Here is a 17,728-nt window from a genome sequence, read left to right as displayed (position 1 = left end):
CCGGGCCGAGCGAAGGCGAGGCAGCTGCACAAAAGGCGCAGCCGGACGCAGTCCGTCCACAGCCCGCACCGGGCCGAGCGAAGGCGAGGCAGCTGCACAAAAGGCGCAGCCGGACGCAGTCCGTCCACAGCCCGCACCGGGCCGAGCGAAGGCGAGGCAGCTGCTCAGGCCTGGAGCGCGGCCTGGAAGCGCCGCATGCCGTCGATCCAGCGGTCGTAGTCGGAGCCCTTGTGGCGGTACATCTTCAGTACCTCGGGGTGGGGCAGGATCAGGAAGTGCTCGTCGGTCACCCCGGCGAGCACGATCTCGGCGACCGCCTCCGGGGACAGCACCTCGCCCGCGCTGGTGACGGCCTTCACCGCGAGTTCCGCCTCGGCGGCGTGCTCCGGCGGAACGAGGCCGCCGCGCAGCAGCCGCGTATCCACACCCATCGGGCACACGCAGCTCACCCGCACTCCGCGGTCGCCGTAGGTGACCGACAGCCATTCCGCGAAACCGACGGCCGCGTGCTTGGACACCGCGTAGGGGGCCGAGCCGAGCTGGGTGAGCAGCCCTGCCGCCGACGCCGTGCCGACGAAATAACCACCACCACGGGACAGCCACCCGGGGACGAGCAGCCGCGCGGCGCGGACGTGGGCCATCACGTTGACCTCGAGCGCCGCCGCCCATTGCTCGTCGGTGCTGTCCAGACCCGCGCCGCCGCCGATGCCCGCGTTCGCGAAGTACAGGTCGACCGGCCCGAACTGCGCCTCGGCGCGCTCGATCAACGCGCGGATCACCGCCTCGTCGGCCACGTCCCCGCCGACGGCGACGGCGTCCGCCCCGAAAGACTCCGCGACCCGCGCCGCGCTCGCACCGTCGAGGTCGGCGAGCACCACGCGCGCACCGGCGGCGACGAGCCGGGCGGCCAATGCCGCCCCGATCCCCGCGCCCGCCCCCGTGACAATGGCAACTTTGCCCGAAATCTCCATCCCCGCACCCTAACGGGACATCACCGGTCTTCCGCCGGGAAGCCCGCGACCACCTCGTAGAGCTGCGGGTGTGCGGTGGCGAACCCGGGCGCGGCGGCGAGCCGCCGCTGAAACGCCGGATTCTCCGTCGCGCTGCGCCACGCGGCGGCGCTGTCCCAGTGCGCCACGTTCACCGCCGTGTACCGCGCGGCGGGGTCGAGCGCACGGTGCAGGCGATTGTCGCGGAAGCCGGGGGCCGCGCTCATCAGCTCGGCCCTGGTTCGCCAGTGGGCCAGGAATTCCTCGAAGTGTTCGGCGGGCAGTTCGAAGACGTTGACGAAGGTGATGCCGGGTCCGTCCGAGTGCACAGCGGAGCGATATTCGGCGGCGACCCGGTACTCGCTGCCGACGACCTCGGCCTTGGCACCGGCGGCTCGGGCCGACGCGCGGAACGCGGAGTCGCGCAGCGCCGCGTCCCTGGCGGCGACGCTGTCCCACTCCGCAACCATGACCAACGGCAGCGGCGCGTCGGCGGAGGTCGCGCGGTGCATACGGGCGGAACGGAAGCCCGGTGCCCGGCTGACCTTACCGGCGCGCTCGCGCCACTGCGCGATGTACTCGTTCGCCCCGTCGAGCGGCAGCCGGATGGTATCGATCACGGTCATTCCGTCATGCGTCATGCCGCCATCCTGAAACCTCGATCGCACTCGAGGTCAAGGATATTCAGCCCGATTTCGCCAAGCGGTCGAGCAATGGGGCGGTACGCGGACCGACCAGCTCGCGCATCACCAGCGCCATGTTCGTCCGCTCGACGCCGGGGATCTTGAGGATCTGCCCGGCGATGCGATACAGGTCGTCGGCGTCCTGCGCGACCACCCGCACGGTGAGATCGGTGAGTCCGGTCATGCCGCACACCTCGGTCACCTCGGGCACCTCGGCCAGTTCGTCCACCACCGAATCCAGCCGGTGCTGGTCCACGACGACCGCGACGAACGCCGCGAGCGGATAGCCGAGCGCGCGCGGCTCGACGCGCCGCTCGAAGCTGCCCAGCACGCCACCGGCCTCCCAGCGGGACAATCGAGCCTGCACGGTGTTGCGGGACAGGCCGAGCCGAGTAGCCAGCTCGACACCTGTCGCCCGGGGATTGGCGACCAGTTCCAATAACAGCCTGGCGTCGGTGGCGTCCAGGCTCACGCCGGCGGTTTCTCTGGTCATACCACGCAGTATGACACCACCGTGCGGGTCGCAATTGAGCATTCTGCCCATCCGACGGCCGACCACTTGCGCAGTTCGCATTCGGGTGGATGCTGTGAGATAGGACACAATCCGACCTGTCGAACACCTGGCGAGGAGGCGATCACTCATGCCGGGCAAATCCGAGTATCCGGTGCAACTGGTACAGCCGGACGGCCGTCGCGTCCTCGATCGCGAGCACGCCGCGCTGGTCGCCGACATCGGGCCGGACGACCTGCGGGCGCTGTACGAGGACATGGTGGTGGCCCGTCGGATCGACATCGAGGCCACCGCGCTGCAACGGCAAGGTCAGCTCGGCCTGTGGGCGCCCATGCTCGGGCAGGAGGCCGCCCAGGTCGGCTCCGCGCACGCGCTGCATCCCGACGACTACGTGTTCTGCAGCTACCGCGAAACGGCGGTCGCCTACTGCCGTGGCGTGCCGCCCACCGATCTCACCCGGCTGTGGCGCGGCGCCGCCCATCATTGCTGGGATCCGCACGCGGTGAACATGACCAACCCCAACATCGTCGTCGGCTCCCAAGGGCTGCACGCCACCGGCTACGCGTTCGCGGCGCACATGGACGGCGCGGAGACAGCCACCATCGCCTACTTCGGCGACGGCGCCAGCAGCCAGGGCGATCTGGCCGAAGCGCTCGGGTTCGCCGCGACCTGGAGCGCGCCCGTGGTGTTCTTCTGCCAGAACAACCAGTGGGCGATCAGCGCACCGGTGCGGGTGCAGAGCGCGACGCCGATCGCCCGCCGCGCGTACGGCTACGGCATGCCGGGCAGGCAGGTCGACGGCAACGACGTGCTCGCCGTCCTCGCCGTGACCAGGCAGGCGATCGCCAGGGCGCGCACCGGCGGCGGCCCGTCGTTCATCGAGGCGCTCACCTACCGGATGGGTCCGCACACCACGGCGGACGATCCCACCCGCTACCGTTCGGCCGCTGAGACCGAGCAATGGGCGCGGCGCGATCCGATCGACCGTATCCGCAGGTTGCTCGAGCGCGAGGGCCACTGGGACGACGCGTTCGGCACGCGGGTTGCCCAGCGGTCGGACGAGATGGCGGCAGTGGTGCGCCGCGCGACCATCGACATGCCCGATCCCGCGCCGAGCGAACTGTTCGAGCACGTCTACACCACCCCGCATCCGCTGATCACCGAACAGCGGAGGGCGTACGCGGAGTACCTGGCGGGCGATCCCGGCGGGCCCTCCGCACGAGGAGAAGGAGTCCCGCGATGATCACCACCTTCGCCGCCGCGCTCAACACCGGCCTGCGCCGCGCGCTGGAGGACGATCCGAAGGTCTTGCTGATGGGGGAGGACATCGGGCGCCTCGGCGGAGTGTTCCGGGTGACCGACACGTTGCAGAAGGACTTCGGCGACAATCGCGTCATCGATACGCCGCTGGCCGAATCCGGCATCATCGGAACGGCTTTCGGCATGGCGCTGCGCGGCTACCGGCCGGTGTGCGAGATCCAGTTCGACGGATTCGTCTATCCCGCGTTCGACCAGATCGTCTCGCACGTGGCCAAGATCAACTACCGCACCCAGGGAAAGGTCAACGCGCCGTTGACCATTCGCATCCCGTTCGGCGGCGGCATCGGTTCGGTCGAGCACCACTCCGAATCACCCGAGGCGTATTTCGCGCACACCGCCGGGCTGCGCGTCGTGACACCGAGCAACCCGGCCGACGCGTACTCGATGATTCGCGCGGCGATCGCGCTGAACGATCCGGTGATCTTCTTCGAACCCAAACGCAGGTACTGGGACAAGGCCGACGTCGATTTCGCCGCGCTCGACCGCGACGGCGGCCTGCCGCTGGATCGCGCGCGTGTGTGCACGACAGGCGCGGACGCGACCGTCGTCGCCTACGGCGGGACCGTGGCGACCGCGCTGACGGCCGCGAAGATCGCCGCGCGGGAGGGACACGCACTCGAGGTGATCGACCTGCGCAGCCTCTCGCCGATCGACTTCGACACCGTCGAGGAGTCGGTCGCGAAGACCGGGCGGCTGATCGTCACGCACGAGGCGCCGGTATTCGCCGGGCTCGGCGCGGAGATCGCCGCCCGCGTCACCGAGCGCTGCTTCTATCACCTGGAAGCGCCCGTGTTGCGCGTCGGCGGATTCGACATCCCCTACCCCCCGGCTAAGCTCGAAAAGCACCATCTGCCCGACCCCGACCGCATTCTCGACGCGGTCGACCGTTCCCTCGCCGCGTGAGGCGGGCTCGCCGTAGTGAGAGGTGCCGCGTGGAAAACTCGGTCGGCCATGATCTTCCGGCGTCCGTGCTGGAATTCCGGCTGCCGGACCTCGGCGAAGGGCTGACCGACGCCGAACTGGTGTCGTGGGCGGTGGCCGAGGGCGACACGGTCGAGCTGAACCAGGCCATCGCCGACGTGGAGACGGCCAAGGCGGTCGTCTCGTTACCGTCGCCGTTCGCGGGCCGCGTGGTCGAATTGCTGGCGCGGCCGGGTGACACCGTCGCGGTCGGGTCGCCGCTCATTCGGATACAGGCGGCCGGAGCGGAAGAGACGCCGAGCGACACGGGGCGCACGTCGGTCCTGGTCGGCTACGGCCCTGAGGCGGAGGCGACGTCTCGGCGGCGTCCTCCCGCACAGCCCGGCGTTTCGCGGTCCGACGACGCCGACAGCCAGGCAGAGGCGCAGGGCGTTTCGCGGACCGACCACGCGGACAGCCAGGCAGAGGCACCCGCCGTCTCACGGACCGACCACGCGGACAGCCAGGCAGAGGCACCCGCCGTCGCACGGTACGACGGCACGGGAAGCCTGGTGGAGGAGGTTCACGAACAGCCACCGGGCACCGTGCTCGGCGCGCCGCGGGCGGCGGCGACACCCGCCGCGCGGAAACTGGCTCGCGAACTCGGCCTGGACCTGTGGTTCATCGCGGGTTCCGGCCCAGGCGGCGCGGTCACCGTCGAGGACGTGCGCGGCGCGGTGCCAGTCTCGCAGCCGCGTCCGGCCACCGCGCCCGCCGTCGCGGACGCCGGAGCGCGCCCGTCCGCCCGCGAGGAGCGCACCCCGGTCAGCGGCATCCGCAAACGCACCGCGGCGGCGATGCTGACCAGCGCGCGCACCATCCCGCAGGCCAGCACGTTCGTCACCGCGGACTGCACCGCCTCGATGGAACTACTCGATCATCTACGCAGTACGAAATCCTTCGCGGGCCTGGCCTTGACGCCGCTGCCGCTCGTCGCCGAGGCGGCGCTCGCCGCGCTCGCCGACTTCCCCGGCATGAACGCCTGCTGGGACGAAGCCGCTCAGGAAATCGTCACCAAGCACTACGTCAACCTGGGTATCGCGGTGGCCACCGAGCGCGGGCTGCTGGTACCGAACATCAAAGAGGCGCAGACCCTGAGCCTGCGCGACCTGACCCGCGAGATCGGCTGGCTGGCCGACACCGCGCGCGCGGGCAGCGCGACGCCCGCCGAGCTGCGCGGCGGCACGTTCACCATCACCAACGTCGGCGTCTTCGGCGTGGACGCCGGAGTCCCGCTGGTCAATCCGGGCGAGGCCGCCATCCTGTGTCTCGGCTCGATTCGCAAGCGGCCGTGGGTGGTGCGCGACGAGATCGCGATCCGGTGGGTGACCACCCTGGGCGTCAGCTTCGACCATCGCATGGTCGACGGCGAACTCGCCGCCCGCTTCCTGGCCACTGTCGCGGGATTCCTGGAGGACCCGCTCACCTTGCTCAGCCGCGTGTGACGCGCCCGCCGGTCAGTCCGTGACGAGCTCCGCCGCGGCGGTGCGGATGACCTCCGGGATCTCGACCGGCTTGCGGGTCTCGGCGTCCACGTAGACGTGCACGAAGACACCGGTGGCGGCCAGTTCCAGCGCGCCGTCGGCCTCGCGGAAGATGGCCAGGTCGTAGGTGATGCTGGAGCGGCCGAGCCGGGAGACGCGCAGGCCGACCCGCAACTGATCCGGGAAGCTGATCGAGCCGAGGTACTGGCAGGAGGTCTGCGCGACCACGCCGAGCGCGGGCAGGTCACGGATGTCGGTTCCGGTGGCGTGCATCAACCATGCGTTGACCGCGGTGTCGAAGTACGAGTAGTAGGTCACGTTGTTCACGTGCCCGTAGTGGTCGTTGTCGGCCCACCGGGTCGGCACCGGCCAGAGCACCGGATACTGCTGCGTCACCCGGCCGACGATAGCTCAGTGGCGGTCACGCCCAACCGGTGGTCGCGCGGGGAGATCCCGAAGTGCCGTTTGAACGCGGTGCTCAGCGCGAAGGCGCTGCCGTATCCGACCTGACGGGCGATGGCCTCGATGGTGGCATCGGATTCCTGCAACAGGTCCGCGGCCAGCGCCAGCCGCCATTCGGTGAGGAACGCCATCGGCGGCTCACCCACCAGATCGGTGAACCGGCGCGCCAGCGCCGCCCGCGACATCCCCACCGCCTCGGCCAGGCCCGCGACCGTCCACCCGTGCGCCGGATTGTGCTGCAACAGGCGCAGAGCCTTGCCGACCAGCGGGTCACCGTAGGCGTGGTACCAGCCGGGCGCGTCGGCGCGGGAGAACCAGGCGCGCAACGCGGCGATCAGCACCAGATCCAGCAGGCGGTCCAGCACCGCGCTCTGCGCGGGCTCGTCCTTGATCACCTCGTCGACCAGTAGGTCGAGCACCCGACTGTCGAACTCGCCGCGCCGCAACACCAGCACCGGCGGGAGCGCGCGCAGCAGGCGACGGCTGGCCGCGCCCGCGGACTCGTAGGTTCCGGTGACCATCAAGTTCGCCCCGTCCGGGTCGGTTCCCCACTGCCGGACGCCGAGGCTCAGTGTCTCGCAGAGGACTTCACCCTGTGGCGTCTTCGTCACCTGACCGGGATGGATGATGATCTGCGGTTCGGTCGCCGGGTCGTCGGCCACCGTGTACGGCGCGGGCCCACGGAAGATCGCGACGTCCCCCGCGCCGAGCTGCCGCGGTGCGCCCTCGTCGGTGACGATCCACGCGCCGCCGCGAATCATCGACAGCACGGTGAGCGGAGCCTCGTCCTGGATACGCAGCGACCACGGCGGATCCAGCAGCGAACACATCAGGAACGCGCCGCGAGCGCGAGGGCCTTCGAGCAGACTGGCGAGCGCATCCACCCGTCCACAGTAGACGATCACGCATGGTCACAGGCCGGTGCGCCAGGTTCCGTCTCGACTGCGCCGGATATTCCGGGCTACCCGCCGCCATGGCGTGCCTGTTCGGCACCGGTGCTCGACGGTCGCAACGCCGAGCCCGCCGAGGTAGTGCGGCGCGCGCTCGGCCGGAGCCCGAAGGATTTCGCCGACTACGTCATGGCGACGGCTGTCAGCGGAATCCGGAATGTCCCGGCATCGTGACGCGTTTCACATGGTGAAAAGGACTCGCTCGCGGACGTGACGCGCAGTGTCGAGCGTCCCGCACGGCCGCACGACCAGGTCAACGGCGCCCTGGGCCGGTTCCGCGAGCGAGTCCGGTCGGGGTGGGGATTTTCTCGGTACCGTCGAAATGGTGTTGAGCCCGACGGTCGATCGTCAGTTCCGTGTGGCGCGTGCCGCGGTATTCACGGTTTTCGCGTTGAACGGCTTCCTGCTCGCCATGTGGGTGGTGCACATTCCGGTCGTCACCGACCGCACTGGGGTCGCCAAATCGACGCTTGGCATGTTCATCCTGCTGATGTCGGGCGCGGGCATCGTCGGGATGCGACTGGCGGGTCCGCTCGCCGATCGGTTCGGCAGCAGGACATTGGTCGGCGCCGCGGCGTGCTTCGGGTCGGTCGCGGTGGTGGGCCCCGGCTTCGCCACCGGGCCGTTCACCTTGGCGCTCGCGCTGGCCTGCTTCGGTTTCGGCAACGGAGCGCTGGACGTGTCGATGAACACCCAAGCGGTGCATGTGGAACGGGCCTACCGGCGTCCGATCATGGCCGCCTTCCACGCGTTGTTCTCCGGCGGTGGACTGGTCGGGTCCCTGCTCGGAGCCGCCGCGCTCCGGGCGGGCTGGGATGTGCGGGTGACCCTGGTCGTCGCCGCGGTGGGCTGCGTCGCTCTGGTCCTGACGCTGGTGCCGCGTTTGCTGCGGGAGACGGCATCGGAAACGGCGGAGTCCCCCGGCGTCGCCTCGTCCGTCCACGCGACCGAATTCGGCGCCGCACCACTGGAACACGACGCGACGGTGTCGCTGCGTCAGGGCGATTCGTCCGGGCACGACGTCATGCCGACAGGGTCCGATGCGGCGTCCACCGCACAGTCGCCGGACCGGCTCGACCGAGACCGATCATCGCGCGCTCCCGCCACGACCTCCCTCCATACTCGCGCTCGCGGCCGAAAGGTGCTCGCGCTGGCCGTGCTCGCCTTTTCCCTGCTCTTGGCCGAAGGCGTGGCCGCCGACTGGAGCGCACTGCAGCTGCGCGACCATCTGGACGCCGACGCCGCTACCGCGGCCCTGGCCTTCGGCGCCTTCTCCACCACGATGACGGTCGGGCGGTTCGCCACCGACCGGGTCAGCCACGTCTTCGGCGGGGTCGCGGTGGTGCGCTACGGCTCGCTCCTCGCGGCCATCGGCCTGGCCGTGATCGTCGTCTCGCCGTGGATTCCGCTGACGCTGCTCGGCTGGGCCTTGACCGGCCTCGGACTCGCCGGGGGCATCCCGCAGATCTTCAGCGCGGCGGGGAATCTGGGTTCCCGCACGGCCGCGACCGACATGTCACGGGTGTTCAGCGTCGGCTACCTCGGCTTGCTCGCCGGGCCCACGGTCATCGGCTGGCTCACCGCCGTGATGTCGCTGACCACGGCGATGGTCGTGCCGATCCTCGCCGTACTGCTGTGCTGCGCGTACGCGAGCGTCGTCGCCACGCCACGCTGACCGGATCACGAAGTCCAGGCTCCGCCGAACAGGAAGCCGAGCCGAGCCCGGAACACGGCGATCGGCGCGCGCACGAACCATCTGGTCCGCAGCAAACGCGCGCCGATGCTCGTCATCGTTTCCAAGCTGGCCCCAACCGCTACTTGGGCGGCACCAGGCACATGGTGATCGGCTCGGGCTTGGGGTAGACGATGGTGTCGTTCTCGGTCGCCTTCGCTCCGCACGCGGACTTGTCCGCGGTGCCCCGCACGATCCGGCCGATCTTGAAGTCCGCCGTCGACCCGCAGGCCACCTTGGTGCTGGCGCCGAGGAAACCGCCGTCGATGCAGTCGCCCTCCTTGACGTTCAGCCGCAGGCATAGCGTGTACTCGTCGCCGCCGGTCTGGTAGTAGCTGGCGTAATCCTTGGTGGCGCAGTCCGCGTTCGCCCCGTCGAGCCGTTGCGCCACCACGTAATTGGCTTCGGCGTCGGAGCATTCCTTGGTTTCGAACTCGGCCTTGACGGTGGTGCCCGACAGCTTCGCGCACTGACCGATCTCGATCTTCTCGCCGTCCGAGCGGAACACGGTGCGAGCGCCCACGATCAGCAACCCGATCACCAGGACGACGCCGAGTATGCCGAGGATCTTGCCGATACCGCTCCCGCCCCGATTCTGTCGGGGCGGGGGTCCGGGCGGCGGGAACCCGCCGCCGGGGTAACCCGGCTGCGGCGGGAAACCACCCTGCGGCGGGTAGCCCGGCTGCGGCTGACCGGGATAGCCGGGCTGGGGATAACCCTGCGGCTGACCGGGATTTCCCGGCTGGCCCGGAAAGCCCTGCGGCGCACCGGCAGGCGGCTGCTGCGGATAGCCGGGCTGGCCTGGATACGGTTGTTGATTCGGTGGTGTGGTCATGGATCCCCTCCCCGGGTCTCGCTAGATTCCGTGCGCACAGAAGCGACGGGCGAACCCATGGAATCTAGCCGATCGGTGCGCGTACCGCCGTGTGGGATACCGCCCGGTTCGCCGCACCGACTCGCCAACCGGCGCAAAGGCTTCGGTTCGCTAGAGTTCTCACAGGTACAGCCCTGGATTCACCGCGTCCACAGCGACGGCATCGATCCGTGCGTCGCCGTCGCGCGCCGAGACGAGTTCGGCCAAACTCGCCCCGTCCGGAAACGCGGTGGCCGCGCCCGGCCGCTCGCGATCCAGCCAAGCCGCCGCCTCGCCGGAGGACAGCCGCCCGATCTCGATCCGCGCCAGGCACCGGCCCGGCCGCGTCACCGCCGGATGCAGGCGGGACAGATCCTCGTTGGTGGTGATGGCGACGAGCACGTCCCTGCCCTGGCCGAGCATGCCGTCGGTGAGGTTCAGCAACCGCGAGAGACCCTGCCCGGCAGCTTCCTTCGCTTCTCCGCGTATCAACTCGTCGCAGTCTTCCAGCACCAGCATCCGCCAGCGGGACACGCCCTCCTCGGCGTTGTCCACACCGGCGGCCACCTCCATCAGATAGCCGGGCTTGCCGAACATCACCTCGGGATCGAGCACGCAGTCGAGCTGGCACCAGCCGCCCCAGGCCCGTGCCAGTGCGCGCAGCGCGGTGGTCTTGCCGGTGCCGGGCGGTCCGTGCAGCAGCACCAGTCTGCCGCGTACGTCGTCGGCGGTGAGCGTCATCAGGCGGTCCAGCGCGGTGGCGACCTGCCCCGCGTAGTTGCCACGGATCGTCGACCACTCGGGCGCCGTGATCGAGCGCGCACGCCGCTGCGGACCGTGGTTGTGCATGTGCCAGAAGCCCATTTCGACGGTCTCGCCCACCTCCGGCGGCGCCGCCGCGTCCCGGATGGCCTCGGCGAGCAACTCGTCCGCGAGCGCGTCGGTGACGGCGGTGACCTCGACCATCGCCGAGCCGCCCGACCAGCGCACCGACCGCAGCGACCAGCCGGGGCCCACGACCAGCGCGGCCCCGCTGTCGTTGTCGCGTACGGTGCGCACCACGCGGCCGCGGGCGGGACGCAACGGTGCGTCCGGTCGCACCCGTTCCAGCTGCGCGGTGCGCGCGCATGGATGATCGCCGCGCAGGAACGGACCGAGCGCGAGGGCATCGATCGCGTCGCGGATGGAGTAGGTGGAATCGACTACGACGGTCCACGGCAGCCGCTCGGCCGGATCGGCCGAGGGCTCCCCGGGACCGATCAACCGAAGAGACTCATGACGTGCGGACACTTCGAGAATGATCCGGGGCGGCGGGGCACGGTGTCCATCGAATTACGACAGTGCCCCCTCCACACCACAGCGGAGGGGGCACTGCGCGGAAACGCTTGGCCTACAAGGCCTTGAGTTCCTCGGTGACTGCTCCGACGGATTTCTTGGCGTCGCCGAACAGCATGGAGGTGTGGTCGGCGTAGAACAGCGGGTTGTCGATTCCGGCGAAGCCGGAGTTCATCGAGCGCTTGAGCACGATCACCGACTTGGCCTGGTCGACGTTGAGCACGGGCATGCCGTAGATCGGGCTCGAGGAGTCCTCACGGGCGGCCGGGTTGGTGACGTCGTTGGCGCCGATCACCAGGGCGACGTCGGTGCGATTGAATTCGCCGTTGATGTCGTCCATTTCCTTGAGCGCGTCATAGGACACTTCCGCCTCGGCCAACAGCACGTTCATGTGGCCGGGCATGCGACCGGCGACCGGGTGGATGGCGTATTTGACCTCCACACCCTTGGCCTCCAGCAGCGAAGCCATCTCCTTGACCGCGTGCTGCGCCTGCGCGACCGCCATACCGTAGCCGGGGACCACGATCACCTGGTTGGCGTACGCCATCTGGATCGCGGCGTCCGCGGCGGAGGTGGCCTTGGCCTGCTTCTGCTCACCATCACCGGCGCCCGGCGCGGTCCCGCCGCCACCGAAGCCGCCCGCGACGATCGCCGGGATCGACCGGTTCATCGCCTTGGCCATCAGGTTGGTCAGGATGGTGCCCGACGCGCCGACGATCATGCCCGCCACGATCATCGCGGTGTTGTTCAACGCCAAACCCGCCGCGGCGGCCGACAGACCGGTCAACGCGTTCAGCAGCGAGATCACCACCGGCATGTCCGCGCCACCGATCGGCAGCACGACCATCAACCCCAGCACACCCGCGAGCACCAGCACCGCGATCATCCACAGCTGCGACACCCCCTCACCCGTGGCGCCGACACCGATCACCACCGCCGCGGCCACCGCACCCAGCAGCAACAACAAGTTCAACGGTTGCTGCAACTTCCCGATCCCGATCGGGCGGCCGGGCAGGATCTCCTGCAACTTGCCGAACGCGATCAACGAACCCCAGAACGACACCGAACCGATGATCGCCGCGAACAGCGACCCGATCACGATGTGCACCGTCGGCTCCTCGTCGAAATGCGAGAAACCCTGGGAGTTGATGAATTCCGACCACGCGATGAGCGCGACCGTGCCACCACCGACACCGTTGAACGCGGCCACCAGCTGCGGCATCGCGGTCATCTTCGTGTACTTCGCCGGCGGCACACCCAGCACGACGCCGACCACCAGACCGGCGACGATCAGAATCCAGTTGCTGGTGTGGCGGATCGAGATCAACGTCGCGATCACCGCGATCACCATGCCCACCGCGGCGATCAAGTTGCCGCGCACCGCGGTCTTCGGGCCGGTCAAACCCATCAGACCGTAGATGAACAGCGAGAACGCCACGATGTAGAGACCGTTGACCAGATAGGTCACGTTGTCGAAGGTATGCATCATTCACCGGCCTTCTGAGCAGCGGGCTTCTTGCTCTTGAACATGCCCAGCATGCGGTCGGTGACCACGAAACCACCGATGACGTTCAAGGTTCCGAACACCACCGCGACGAACAGGATGATCTGGGTCAGGATCGAGGGATCCTGCACGTTGCCCAAGGTGACCAGCGCACCGAGCACCACGATGCCGTGAATAGCGTTGGTGCCCGACATCAACGGCGTGTGCAACGTGTTCGGGACTTTGGAGATCACGGCGAAACCCACGAACCCCGACAACACCAGGATCGCGATATTCGCCAGAAGTTCGGTATACATCAGTTCTCCACCTTCGCCTCGGTCGGCTCCGACACAGCCGCTGCCTCGGCGGACTCCGCTGCCCCCGTCGCCTCGGCAGGCGCCTCGGGCGCGTCCGGCTCACGGGTGACGCAGGAATCCGCCAGCACCTGGTCGCTGAAGTCGGGCGCGAGCTTGCCGTCCACCAGCATCAACTCCAGCAACGCCGCGATGTTCTTCGAATACAACTCCGAAGCGTGCTCGGGCATGGTCGCGGGCAGATTCAACGGCGAGGCGATGGTCACCTCGTGCTTCACCACGACCTCACCCGGCTCGGTCAGCTCGCAGTTGCCGCCGGTCTCTCCCGCCAGGTCCACGATCACACTGCCGGGCTTCATACCCTCCACCGCGGCCGCGGTCACCAACCGGGGCGCGGGACGGCCCGGCACCAACGCGGTCGTGATCACCACGTCGAAGCCCTTGATCGCGTCCTCGAGCGCCTGCTGCTGCTTCGCCTTCTCCTCGTCGGTGAGCTCACGGGCGTACCCGCCCTCACCGGCGGCATCGATGCCCAGATCCAGCCACTGCGCACCCACCGACCGCACCTGATCGGCCACCTCGGGGCGCACGTCGTAACCGGTGGTCCGTCCACCAAGACGCTTCGCGGTGGCCAGCGCTTGCAGACCGGCCACACCCACACCGAGCACCAGCACCGTCGCCGGCTTCACCGTGCCCGCCGCCGTGGTCAACATGGGGAAGAACCGCGTCGACTCCGACGCCGCCAGCAACACCGCCTTGTAACCCGCCACATTCGCCTGCGAGGACAACGCGTCCATCACCTGCGCACGCGAGATCCGCGGAATCGCCTCCACCGCGAACGCCTGCACCCCCGCCGACTTCAGCGCACCGATCTGATTCTCGGCATTGCGCGGCGCGAGGAAACCGATCAGCGTCTGCCCCGACGACAGCTTGCCCACCTCGGCGTCACTGGGCGGGGCGACCTTCACCACCACATCCGCCGACCACGGATCGCCGATCGACGCACCCGCCTCCACATAGGCTTCGTCGGGAATCAGCGCGCCTTTCCCGGCCCCGGGCTCGACGACAACTTCCACACCCTGTTTCACCAGGCTCGGAATGATTTTCGGCACCAAAGCGACACGTCGCTCGCCCGCGTTGGATTCGCGAACGACACCGACACGCGCGCCGCGCGGCGACAGATCGCCTACGCTCTGCGTTGTCTCCACTTGTCAGACTTCCTTCTCTTACTGAGCTTCAGGCAACGGGCAGACGACCGGACGATGTTACCGATGAGTAAGTTCGCCCAAATCTTCGCAACTGTACCTGGCCCGCCGTGAGCCTAGCTGAGATGCCCATCACACACGCCGGACGGATCGCGCTAGGACGCCGGAGTTCCTCGGTCGCCACCGAGGGAGCCGCCGACCGCCGAGCGGCGTCCACCGTTTTTCCTTTTCGCTGTGTGATCGTGGTCTCCGCAGGTGAACACGGCAAGACCGTACGGAGAAGTTCGTTACCAACCTCGAGGTTGGGCACCTGGTGGGACGCCCGGCCCACAGCGGCATAGTGACATGCGTCATGCCGATCGGCGATCCGGGGTGTTCCGCTCGGCTCGTACGCCGTATGGTCCAGCGTGTGAACGACTGCGTCTTCTGCCGCATCGTGGCAGGCGAGGCACCGGCGGCGAAAGTGTACGAGGACGACACGCTGTGCGCGTTTCTCGATGTCCGGCCGGTCGCCCGCGGGCACACGCTGGTCATACCGAAGCGGCACGCCGCCGAGTTGGAGGACCTCGACGCCGAGCTCGGTGCGCAGATCTTCCGGACCGGTCATCGGCTCGCCCTGGCCATCCGGCGCAGCCGCCTCGCCGCCGACGGCGCCAATCTGGTGCTCAACGACGGAACGGCGGCGTTCCAGACCGTTCCGCACGTCCACCTGCACGTGATCCCGCGCAGACACGGCGACACGCTGCGATTCGCGAAGGGCTTTCTCCTGCGCCGCCCGCACGATCCGATATCCACCGCCGCGGCCATCCGGGAAGGGATCGCGGCATTGGACAACGAGGGCACAAGCCCGGAAAAGGAAACCGAGGGATGACCGAGACGTTCGATCGGGCCACGCTGATCGACCTGCTGTCACGGCAGTGGGAGGCGATCGACGCGCTGGTCGCTCCGCTGGACGAGGATCGCTGGCGCACCCCGTCGTCGCTGCCGGGCTGGAGCGTGTTCGACGTCGTCGCCCACATCATCGGCACCGAATCCTTCCTGCTGGGTGACCGGCCGCCCGCGCACGACCCGACCAAGGCCAAGACCGACGTGCGCACGCTGCCCTACGTGCGCAACGAGACCGCGGTGCTCAACGAGATCTGGGTCGACCGGCTGCGCCCGCTGTCCGGGGCCCGCCTGCTCGCGTTCTATCGCGACGTCATCGACCGCAGGCGCGCGGCGCTCGCGGCCATGGGCGACGCCGAATGGGAGAAGGAGACGGTCACGCCGATCGGGCAGGTGACCTACGGAAGGTTCATGCGGGTGCGGTTGTTCGACTGCTGGATGCACGAACTCGACATCGCCGACGCGCTCGGGGTGCGGGTCGAGGAAGGCGGTCCCCGCGGCGAATTGGCCTTCGACGAGTTCGCGGCCGGCATTCCGCGCGTGGTGGCGAAGAAGGGCGAAGCGCCGGAGGGCGCGCGGATCGCCTTCGCGCTGACCGGTCCGCTGGCCAGAACCCTGCGTATTCAGGTGGCGGGCCGGGCGAACTACGTGGACGCGTTCGACGGACCCGCCACCGTCGAGGTCGGCTTGGACTCTCGGCTTTTCGTGCGTCTCGGCGGCGGTCGGACCAGCGCCGAGGAGCATTCGAGCGAGATCACCGTCGAGGGCGACGACGAACTCGGGCAGCGCCTCGTCCGCCACCTGGCCTTCACCATCTGAGCCGCCGGTGCGACTGTTCCTGTCCAGCTACCGGTTCGGCGCGCACTACGACCGGCTCGTCACGCTCGCGGGGCCGCCCGGCCGGGTCGCGCTGATCCCCAATGCCTGCGACGCCTGGCCGCAGGCGTGGGCGGGTGCGGTGACCAGCGACCTGGCGCCGCTGCGCAAACTCGGCTACCAGCCCGAGGTGCTCGACCTGCGCGAGTACGTCGGCCGGGAAGCCGAGCTGGAACGGAAGCTGGCGGAGTTCCCGCTCGTGTGGGTACGCGGCGGAAACACGTTCGTGTTGCGCGCGCAGTTCGCCCGCAGCGGCGCGGATCACGTTCTGCCCCGGCTACTCGCCGCCGACGCGCTCGTCTACGCCGGTTACAGCGCCGGGGCCTGCGTGCTGACCCCGGACCTGCACGGCCTGGATGCGGTGGACGATCCGGCCGAGGTCGCTCCCGCCTGCGGCGTCGAACCGCAGTGGGACGGACTGGGTCTGGTGAACCGCAGGATCGTGCCGCACATCGATTCGGCCACCGACCCCGAAGGCGACTGCACTCGCCTCGCGGCTCGCTACCGCGCCGAAGGCGTCGCGCACTGGGCGCTGACCGACGACGACGTGATCGTCGTCGACGGGGCGCGCACCGAAGTGCTGATCAGTCCGGTGGCGTCGTGATCTCCCGCCGCCGATGACCCCCAGCCGTTTTCCGACAGCCGAGCGGCGATCGACCTCGGCGATCGATGTCCGTCGATTCAGGGCGAGTCGTCCAGACCGGCGGCCACTCAGCCGGGTCGCGGCCTCCTCATAGCGCGATACAGGTGTCCGCAGCACATCTCCACCGCCGACACCTCACATCGCGTCGGGAGCCAGCTCCGGTTCCGGCTCGACCGCGCGGCGGAAGACCACCCAGCGCATGGCGCTGTACATGTAGACGGCCTCGCACGCGCCCGCCAGCAACCGGGACACGTGGTACTCCACGCCGAGCGCGGTGAGCCCGCTGCCGATGCCCAGGATGAACGCGAGGTAGTTGACCACCACCACCACGACGTACACCGCGGCCTGCCTGCCGACCGGCGCGTGGGAATGGAAGTTGAACGTGCGGTTGAGCACGAAGCTGAGCCCGAACGCGCACACGTATGCCACCGTCACCGACGACCACACCGGCAGTTCGAACCAGCCGTGCAGGACGGTGAGCAGCGCCAAGTCGGCGGCGAAGGTGCCGCTGTTGATCAGTGCGAAGCCGAGGAAGGTCGGCGGGACGAGACGGTTCAGCCCGAACGGCATCCGGTGCACGACCGACTCGCACCAGCGGGTGAACCGGTCGGCGATGGTGTCGGCGGTCTCGGACAGCTCGTGCACGCGACCAGCGTGCCAGCGGCAGATGTCCGGCAGATGAGCGGGCGGCGACCGCGGGGTGGCTCAGCCGATCTGCGCCTGGCCTGGGTCGTCCGCGGCGTGGTCCAGGCTCGCCCATGCCGCCAGGCATCGCCGTCGCGCGACATCGTCCGCGTCCGCCAGCAGCGCCTCCAGCAACTCGCGGGGCTCGCGCCGCCAGAGGTCGGCCAGCTCGGCGCGGGTCTCCTTGTCGAAGACACCGGAGCGGTCCAGCGCGGTCAGCCATTCCTCGTGCTCGCCCGCGTGCACCCGGCGCAGCACGTCGGGGTCTATACCGTCCTCGACGAACTCGCTGGAGAACATCGCGGCGACCAGTTCCCGGCGACTCGGTTGCTCGCCCTGCATCCGTTCCATCCCTCCAA

Annotated in this window: 19 protein-coding genes; 7 read left to right on the top strand and 12 right to left on the bottom strand. The window is 69.1% G+C overall.

What is annotated here, in order from left to right; translation table 11 throughout:
• Positions 1-164: 164 nt before the first annotated feature.
• From ACWESM_RS26860 to ACWESM_RS26850, 3 genes are read right to left on the bottom strand one after another with little or no spacing between them, the layout of a single operon-like run.
• Positions 165-971 (bottom strand): SDR family oxidoreductase, encoded by an 807-nt coding sequence (locus tag ACWESM_RS26860; protein ID WP_452494089.1) that lies wholly within the window; start codon positions 969-971, stop codon positions 165-167.
• Between the two features lie 20 nt (positions 972-991).
• A complete protein-coding gene (locus ACWESM_RS26855) occupies positions 992-1,630 on the bottom strand; it encodes an antibiotic biosynthesis monooxygenase family protein (protein WP_379252139.1) in 639 nt (212 codons plus the stop codon).
• Positions 1,631-1,673: 43 nt separating this feature from the next.
• Positions 1,674-2,165: an Lrp/AsnC family transcriptional regulator gene (locus tag ACWESM_RS26850; protein ID WP_355073615.1), complete on the bottom strand. Its 492-nt coding sequence runs from the start codon at positions 2,163-2,165 to the stop codon at positions 1,674-1,676.
• A 148-nt stretch (positions 2,166-2,313) separates the two neighbouring features.
• On the opposite strand from ACWESM_RS26850, the gene pdhA reads away from it, so the two are divergent.
• Genes pdhA through ACWESM_RS26835 form a run of 3 tightly spaced genes read left to right on the top strand, consistent with a single transcriptional unit; the run spans position 2,314 to position 5,908 of the window.
• Positions 2,314-3,426 (top strand): pyruvate dehydrogenase (acetyl-transferring) E1 component subunit alpha, encoded by a 1,113-nt coding sequence (pdhA, locus tag ACWESM_RS26845; protein ID WP_356969376.1) that lies wholly within the window; start codon positions 2,314-2,316, stop codon positions 3,424-3,426.
• A complete protein-coding gene (locus ACWESM_RS26840) occupies positions 3,423-4,406 on the top strand; it encodes an alpha-ketoacid dehydrogenase subunit beta (protein WP_355073611.1) in 984 nt (327 codons plus the stop codon). Before pdhA ends, ACWESM_RS26840 begins: the two co-directional genes overlap by 4 nt.
• A 29-nt stretch (positions 4,407-4,435) precedes the next feature.
• Entirely contained in the window at positions 4,436-5,908 is a 1,473-nt protein-coding gene (locus ACWESM_RS26835; protein ID WP_452494086.1) for a dihydrolipoamide acetyltransferase family protein, read from the top strand.
• Between the two features lie 12 nt (positions 5,909-5,920).
• Here ACWESM_RS26835 and ACWESM_RS26830 read toward each other — a convergent pair whose 3' ends face one another.
• Both ACWESM_RS26830 and ACWESM_RS26825 read right to left on the bottom strand, forming a co-directional pair.
• On the bottom strand, positions 5,921-6,343 hold the full coding sequence (locus tag ACWESM_RS26830) for an acyl-CoA thioesterase (protein WP_364433143.1): 423 nt from the start codon (positions 6,341-6,343) through the stop codon (positions 5,921-5,923).
• Positions 6,340-7,293 carry an AraC family transcriptional regulator gene (locus ACWESM_RS26825; protein ID WP_452494084.1) on the bottom strand — a complete coding sequence of 318 codons (954 nt, stop codon included), beginning with the start codon at positions 7,291-7,293 and terminating at the stop codon, positions 6,340-6,342. Before ACWESM_RS26825 ends, ACWESM_RS26830 begins: the two co-directional genes overlap by 4 nt.
• A gap of 388 nt (positions 7,294-7,681) precedes the next feature.
• Here ACWESM_RS26825 and ACWESM_RS26820 point away from each other — a divergent pair, with 388 nt between their 5' ends.
• Positions 7,682-9,034 (top strand): MFS transporter, encoded by a 1,353-nt coding sequence (locus ACWESM_RS26820; RefSeq protein WP_452494082.1) that lies wholly within the window; start codon positions 7,682-7,684, stop codon positions 9,032-9,034.
• A gap of 139 nt (positions 9,035-9,173) precedes the next feature.
• Here ACWESM_RS26820 and ACWESM_RS26815 read toward each other — a convergent pair whose 3' ends face one another.
• The 5 genes from ACWESM_RS26815 to ACWESM_RS26795 form a co-directional block, all read right to left on the bottom strand.
• Entirely contained in the window at positions 9,174-9,926 is a 753-nt protein-coding gene (locus ACWESM_RS26815; RefSeq protein ID WP_452494080.1) for an LppU/SCO3897 family protein, read from the bottom strand.
• A gap of 159 nt (positions 9,927-10,085) precedes the next feature.
• Positions 10,086-11,207, bottom strand: coding sequence for a DUF5925 domain-containing protein (locus ACWESM_RS26810; RefSeq protein ID WP_452494078.1), 1,122 nt, complete (start codon positions 11,205-11,207; stop codon positions 10,086-10,088).
• Between the two features lie 127 nt (positions 11,208-11,334).
• Positions 11,335-12,747 carry an NAD(P)(+) transhydrogenase (Re/Si-specific) subunit beta gene (locus ACWESM_RS26805; protein ID WP_355073773.1) on the bottom strand — a complete coding sequence of 471 codons (1,413 nt, stop codon included), beginning with the start codon at positions 12,745-12,747 and terminating at the stop codon, positions 11,335-11,337.
• 17 nt (positions 12,748-12,764) lie between these two features.
• The gene (locus ACWESM_RS26800) at positions 12,765-13,079 is read right to left on the bottom strand and encodes an NAD(P) transhydrogenase subunit alpha (RefSeq protein ID WP_063023007.1); all 315 of its coding nucleotides are present in this window, start codon (positions 13,077-13,079) and stop codon (positions 12,765-12,767) included.
• A complete protein-coding gene (locus ACWESM_RS26795) occupies positions 13,079-14,284 on the bottom strand; it encodes a Re/Si-specific NAD(P)(+) transhydrogenase subunit alpha (RefSeq protein WP_355073597.1) in 1,206 nt (401 codons plus the stop codon). Before ACWESM_RS26795 ends, ACWESM_RS26800 begins: the two co-directional genes overlap by 1 nt.
• 406 nt (positions 14,285-14,690) lie before the next feature.
• On the opposite strand from ACWESM_RS26795, the gene ACWESM_RS26790 reads away from it, so the two are divergent.
• From ACWESM_RS26790 to ACWESM_RS26780, 3 genes are read left to right on the top strand one after another with little or no spacing between them, the layout of a single operon-like run.
• Positions 14,691-15,152: an HIT family protein gene (locus ACWESM_RS26790; RefSeq protein ID WP_355073595.1), complete on the top strand. Its 462-nt coding sequence runs from the start codon at positions 14,691-14,693 to the stop codon at positions 15,150-15,152.
• Positions 15,149-15,985, top strand: coding sequence for a maleylpyruvate isomerase family mycothiol-dependent enzyme (locus tag ACWESM_RS26785; protein WP_356964585.1), 837 nt, complete (start codon positions 15,149-15,151; stop codon positions 15,983-15,985). The genes ACWESM_RS26790 and ACWESM_RS26785 overlap by 4 nt, the downstream gene beginning before the upstream one ends.
• Positions 15,986-15,992: 7 nt before the next feature.
• A complete protein-coding gene (locus ACWESM_RS26780; protein ID WP_364433163.1) occupies positions 15,993-16,646 on the top strand; it encodes a Type 1 glutamine amidotransferase-like domain-containing protein in 654 nt (217 codons plus the stop codon).
• A 174-nt stretch (positions 16,647-16,820) separates the two neighbouring features.
• On the opposite strand, the gene ACWESM_RS26775 is transcribed toward ACWESM_RS26780, so the two are convergent.
• Together ACWESM_RS26775 and ACWESM_RS26770 are read right to left on the bottom strand one after the other, a co-directional pair.
• Positions 16,821-17,330: a GtrA family protein gene (locus tag ACWESM_RS26775; RefSeq protein ID WP_364433166.1), complete on the bottom strand. Its 510-nt coding sequence runs from the start codon at positions 17,328-17,330 to the stop codon at positions 16,821-16,823.
• A 60-nt stretch (positions 17,331-17,390) separates the two neighbouring features.
• Positions 17,391-17,720, bottom strand: a complete 330-nt coding sequence (locus ACWESM_RS26770; RefSeq protein ID WP_356964590.1) for a hypothetical protein — start codon at positions 17,718-17,720, stop codon at positions 17,391-17,393.
• Between the last annotated feature and the right edge of the window lie 8 nt (positions 17,721-17,728).

This window comes from Nocardia sp. NPDC003999, from assembly GCF_053604885.1.
The sequence above is the reverse complement of the archived record's forward strand: the minus strand, read 5'-3'. Positions and strand labels throughout refer to the sequence as shown.

Coding starts and splice junctions, on each gene's coding strand:
- ACWESM_RS26855 (WP_379252139.1), bottom strand. CDS start 1,630: ATGACGCATGACGGAATGACCGTGATCGATACCATCCGGCTGCCGCTC.
- ACWESM_RS26820 (WP_452494082.1), top strand. CDS start 7,682: ATGGTGTTGAGCCCGACGGTCGATCGTCAGTTCCGTGTGGCGCGTGCC.
- pdhA (WP_356969376.1), top strand. CDS start 2,314: ATGCCGGGCAAATCCGAGTATCCGGTGCAACTGGTACAGCCGGACGGC.
- ACWESM_RS26840 (WP_355073611.1), top strand. CDS start 3,423: ATGATCACCACCTTCGCCGCCGCGCTCAACACCGGCCTGCGCCGCGCG.
- ACWESM_RS26800 (WP_063023007.1), bottom strand. CDS start 13,079: ATGTATACCGAACTTCTGGCGAATATCGCGATCCTGGTGTTGTCGGGG.
- ACWESM_RS26770 (WP_356964590.1), bottom strand. CDS start 17,720: ATGGAACGGATGCAGGGCGAGCAACCGAGTCGCCGGGAACTGGTCGCC.
- ACWESM_RS26785 (WP_356964585.1), top strand. CDS start 15,149: ATGACCGAGACGTTCGATCGGGCCACGCTGATCGACCTGCTGTCACGG.
- ACWESM_RS26860 (WP_452494089.1), bottom strand. CDS start 971: ATGGAGATTTCGGGCAAAGTTGCCATTGTCACGGGGGCGGGCGCGGGG.
- ACWESM_RS26850 (WP_355073615.1), bottom strand. CDS start 2,165: ATGACCAGAGAAACCGCCGGCGTGAGCCTGGACGCCACCGACGCCAGG.
- ACWESM_RS26815 (WP_452494080.1), bottom strand. CDS start 9,926: ATGACCACACCACCGAATCAACAACCGTATCCAGGCCAGCCCGGCTAT.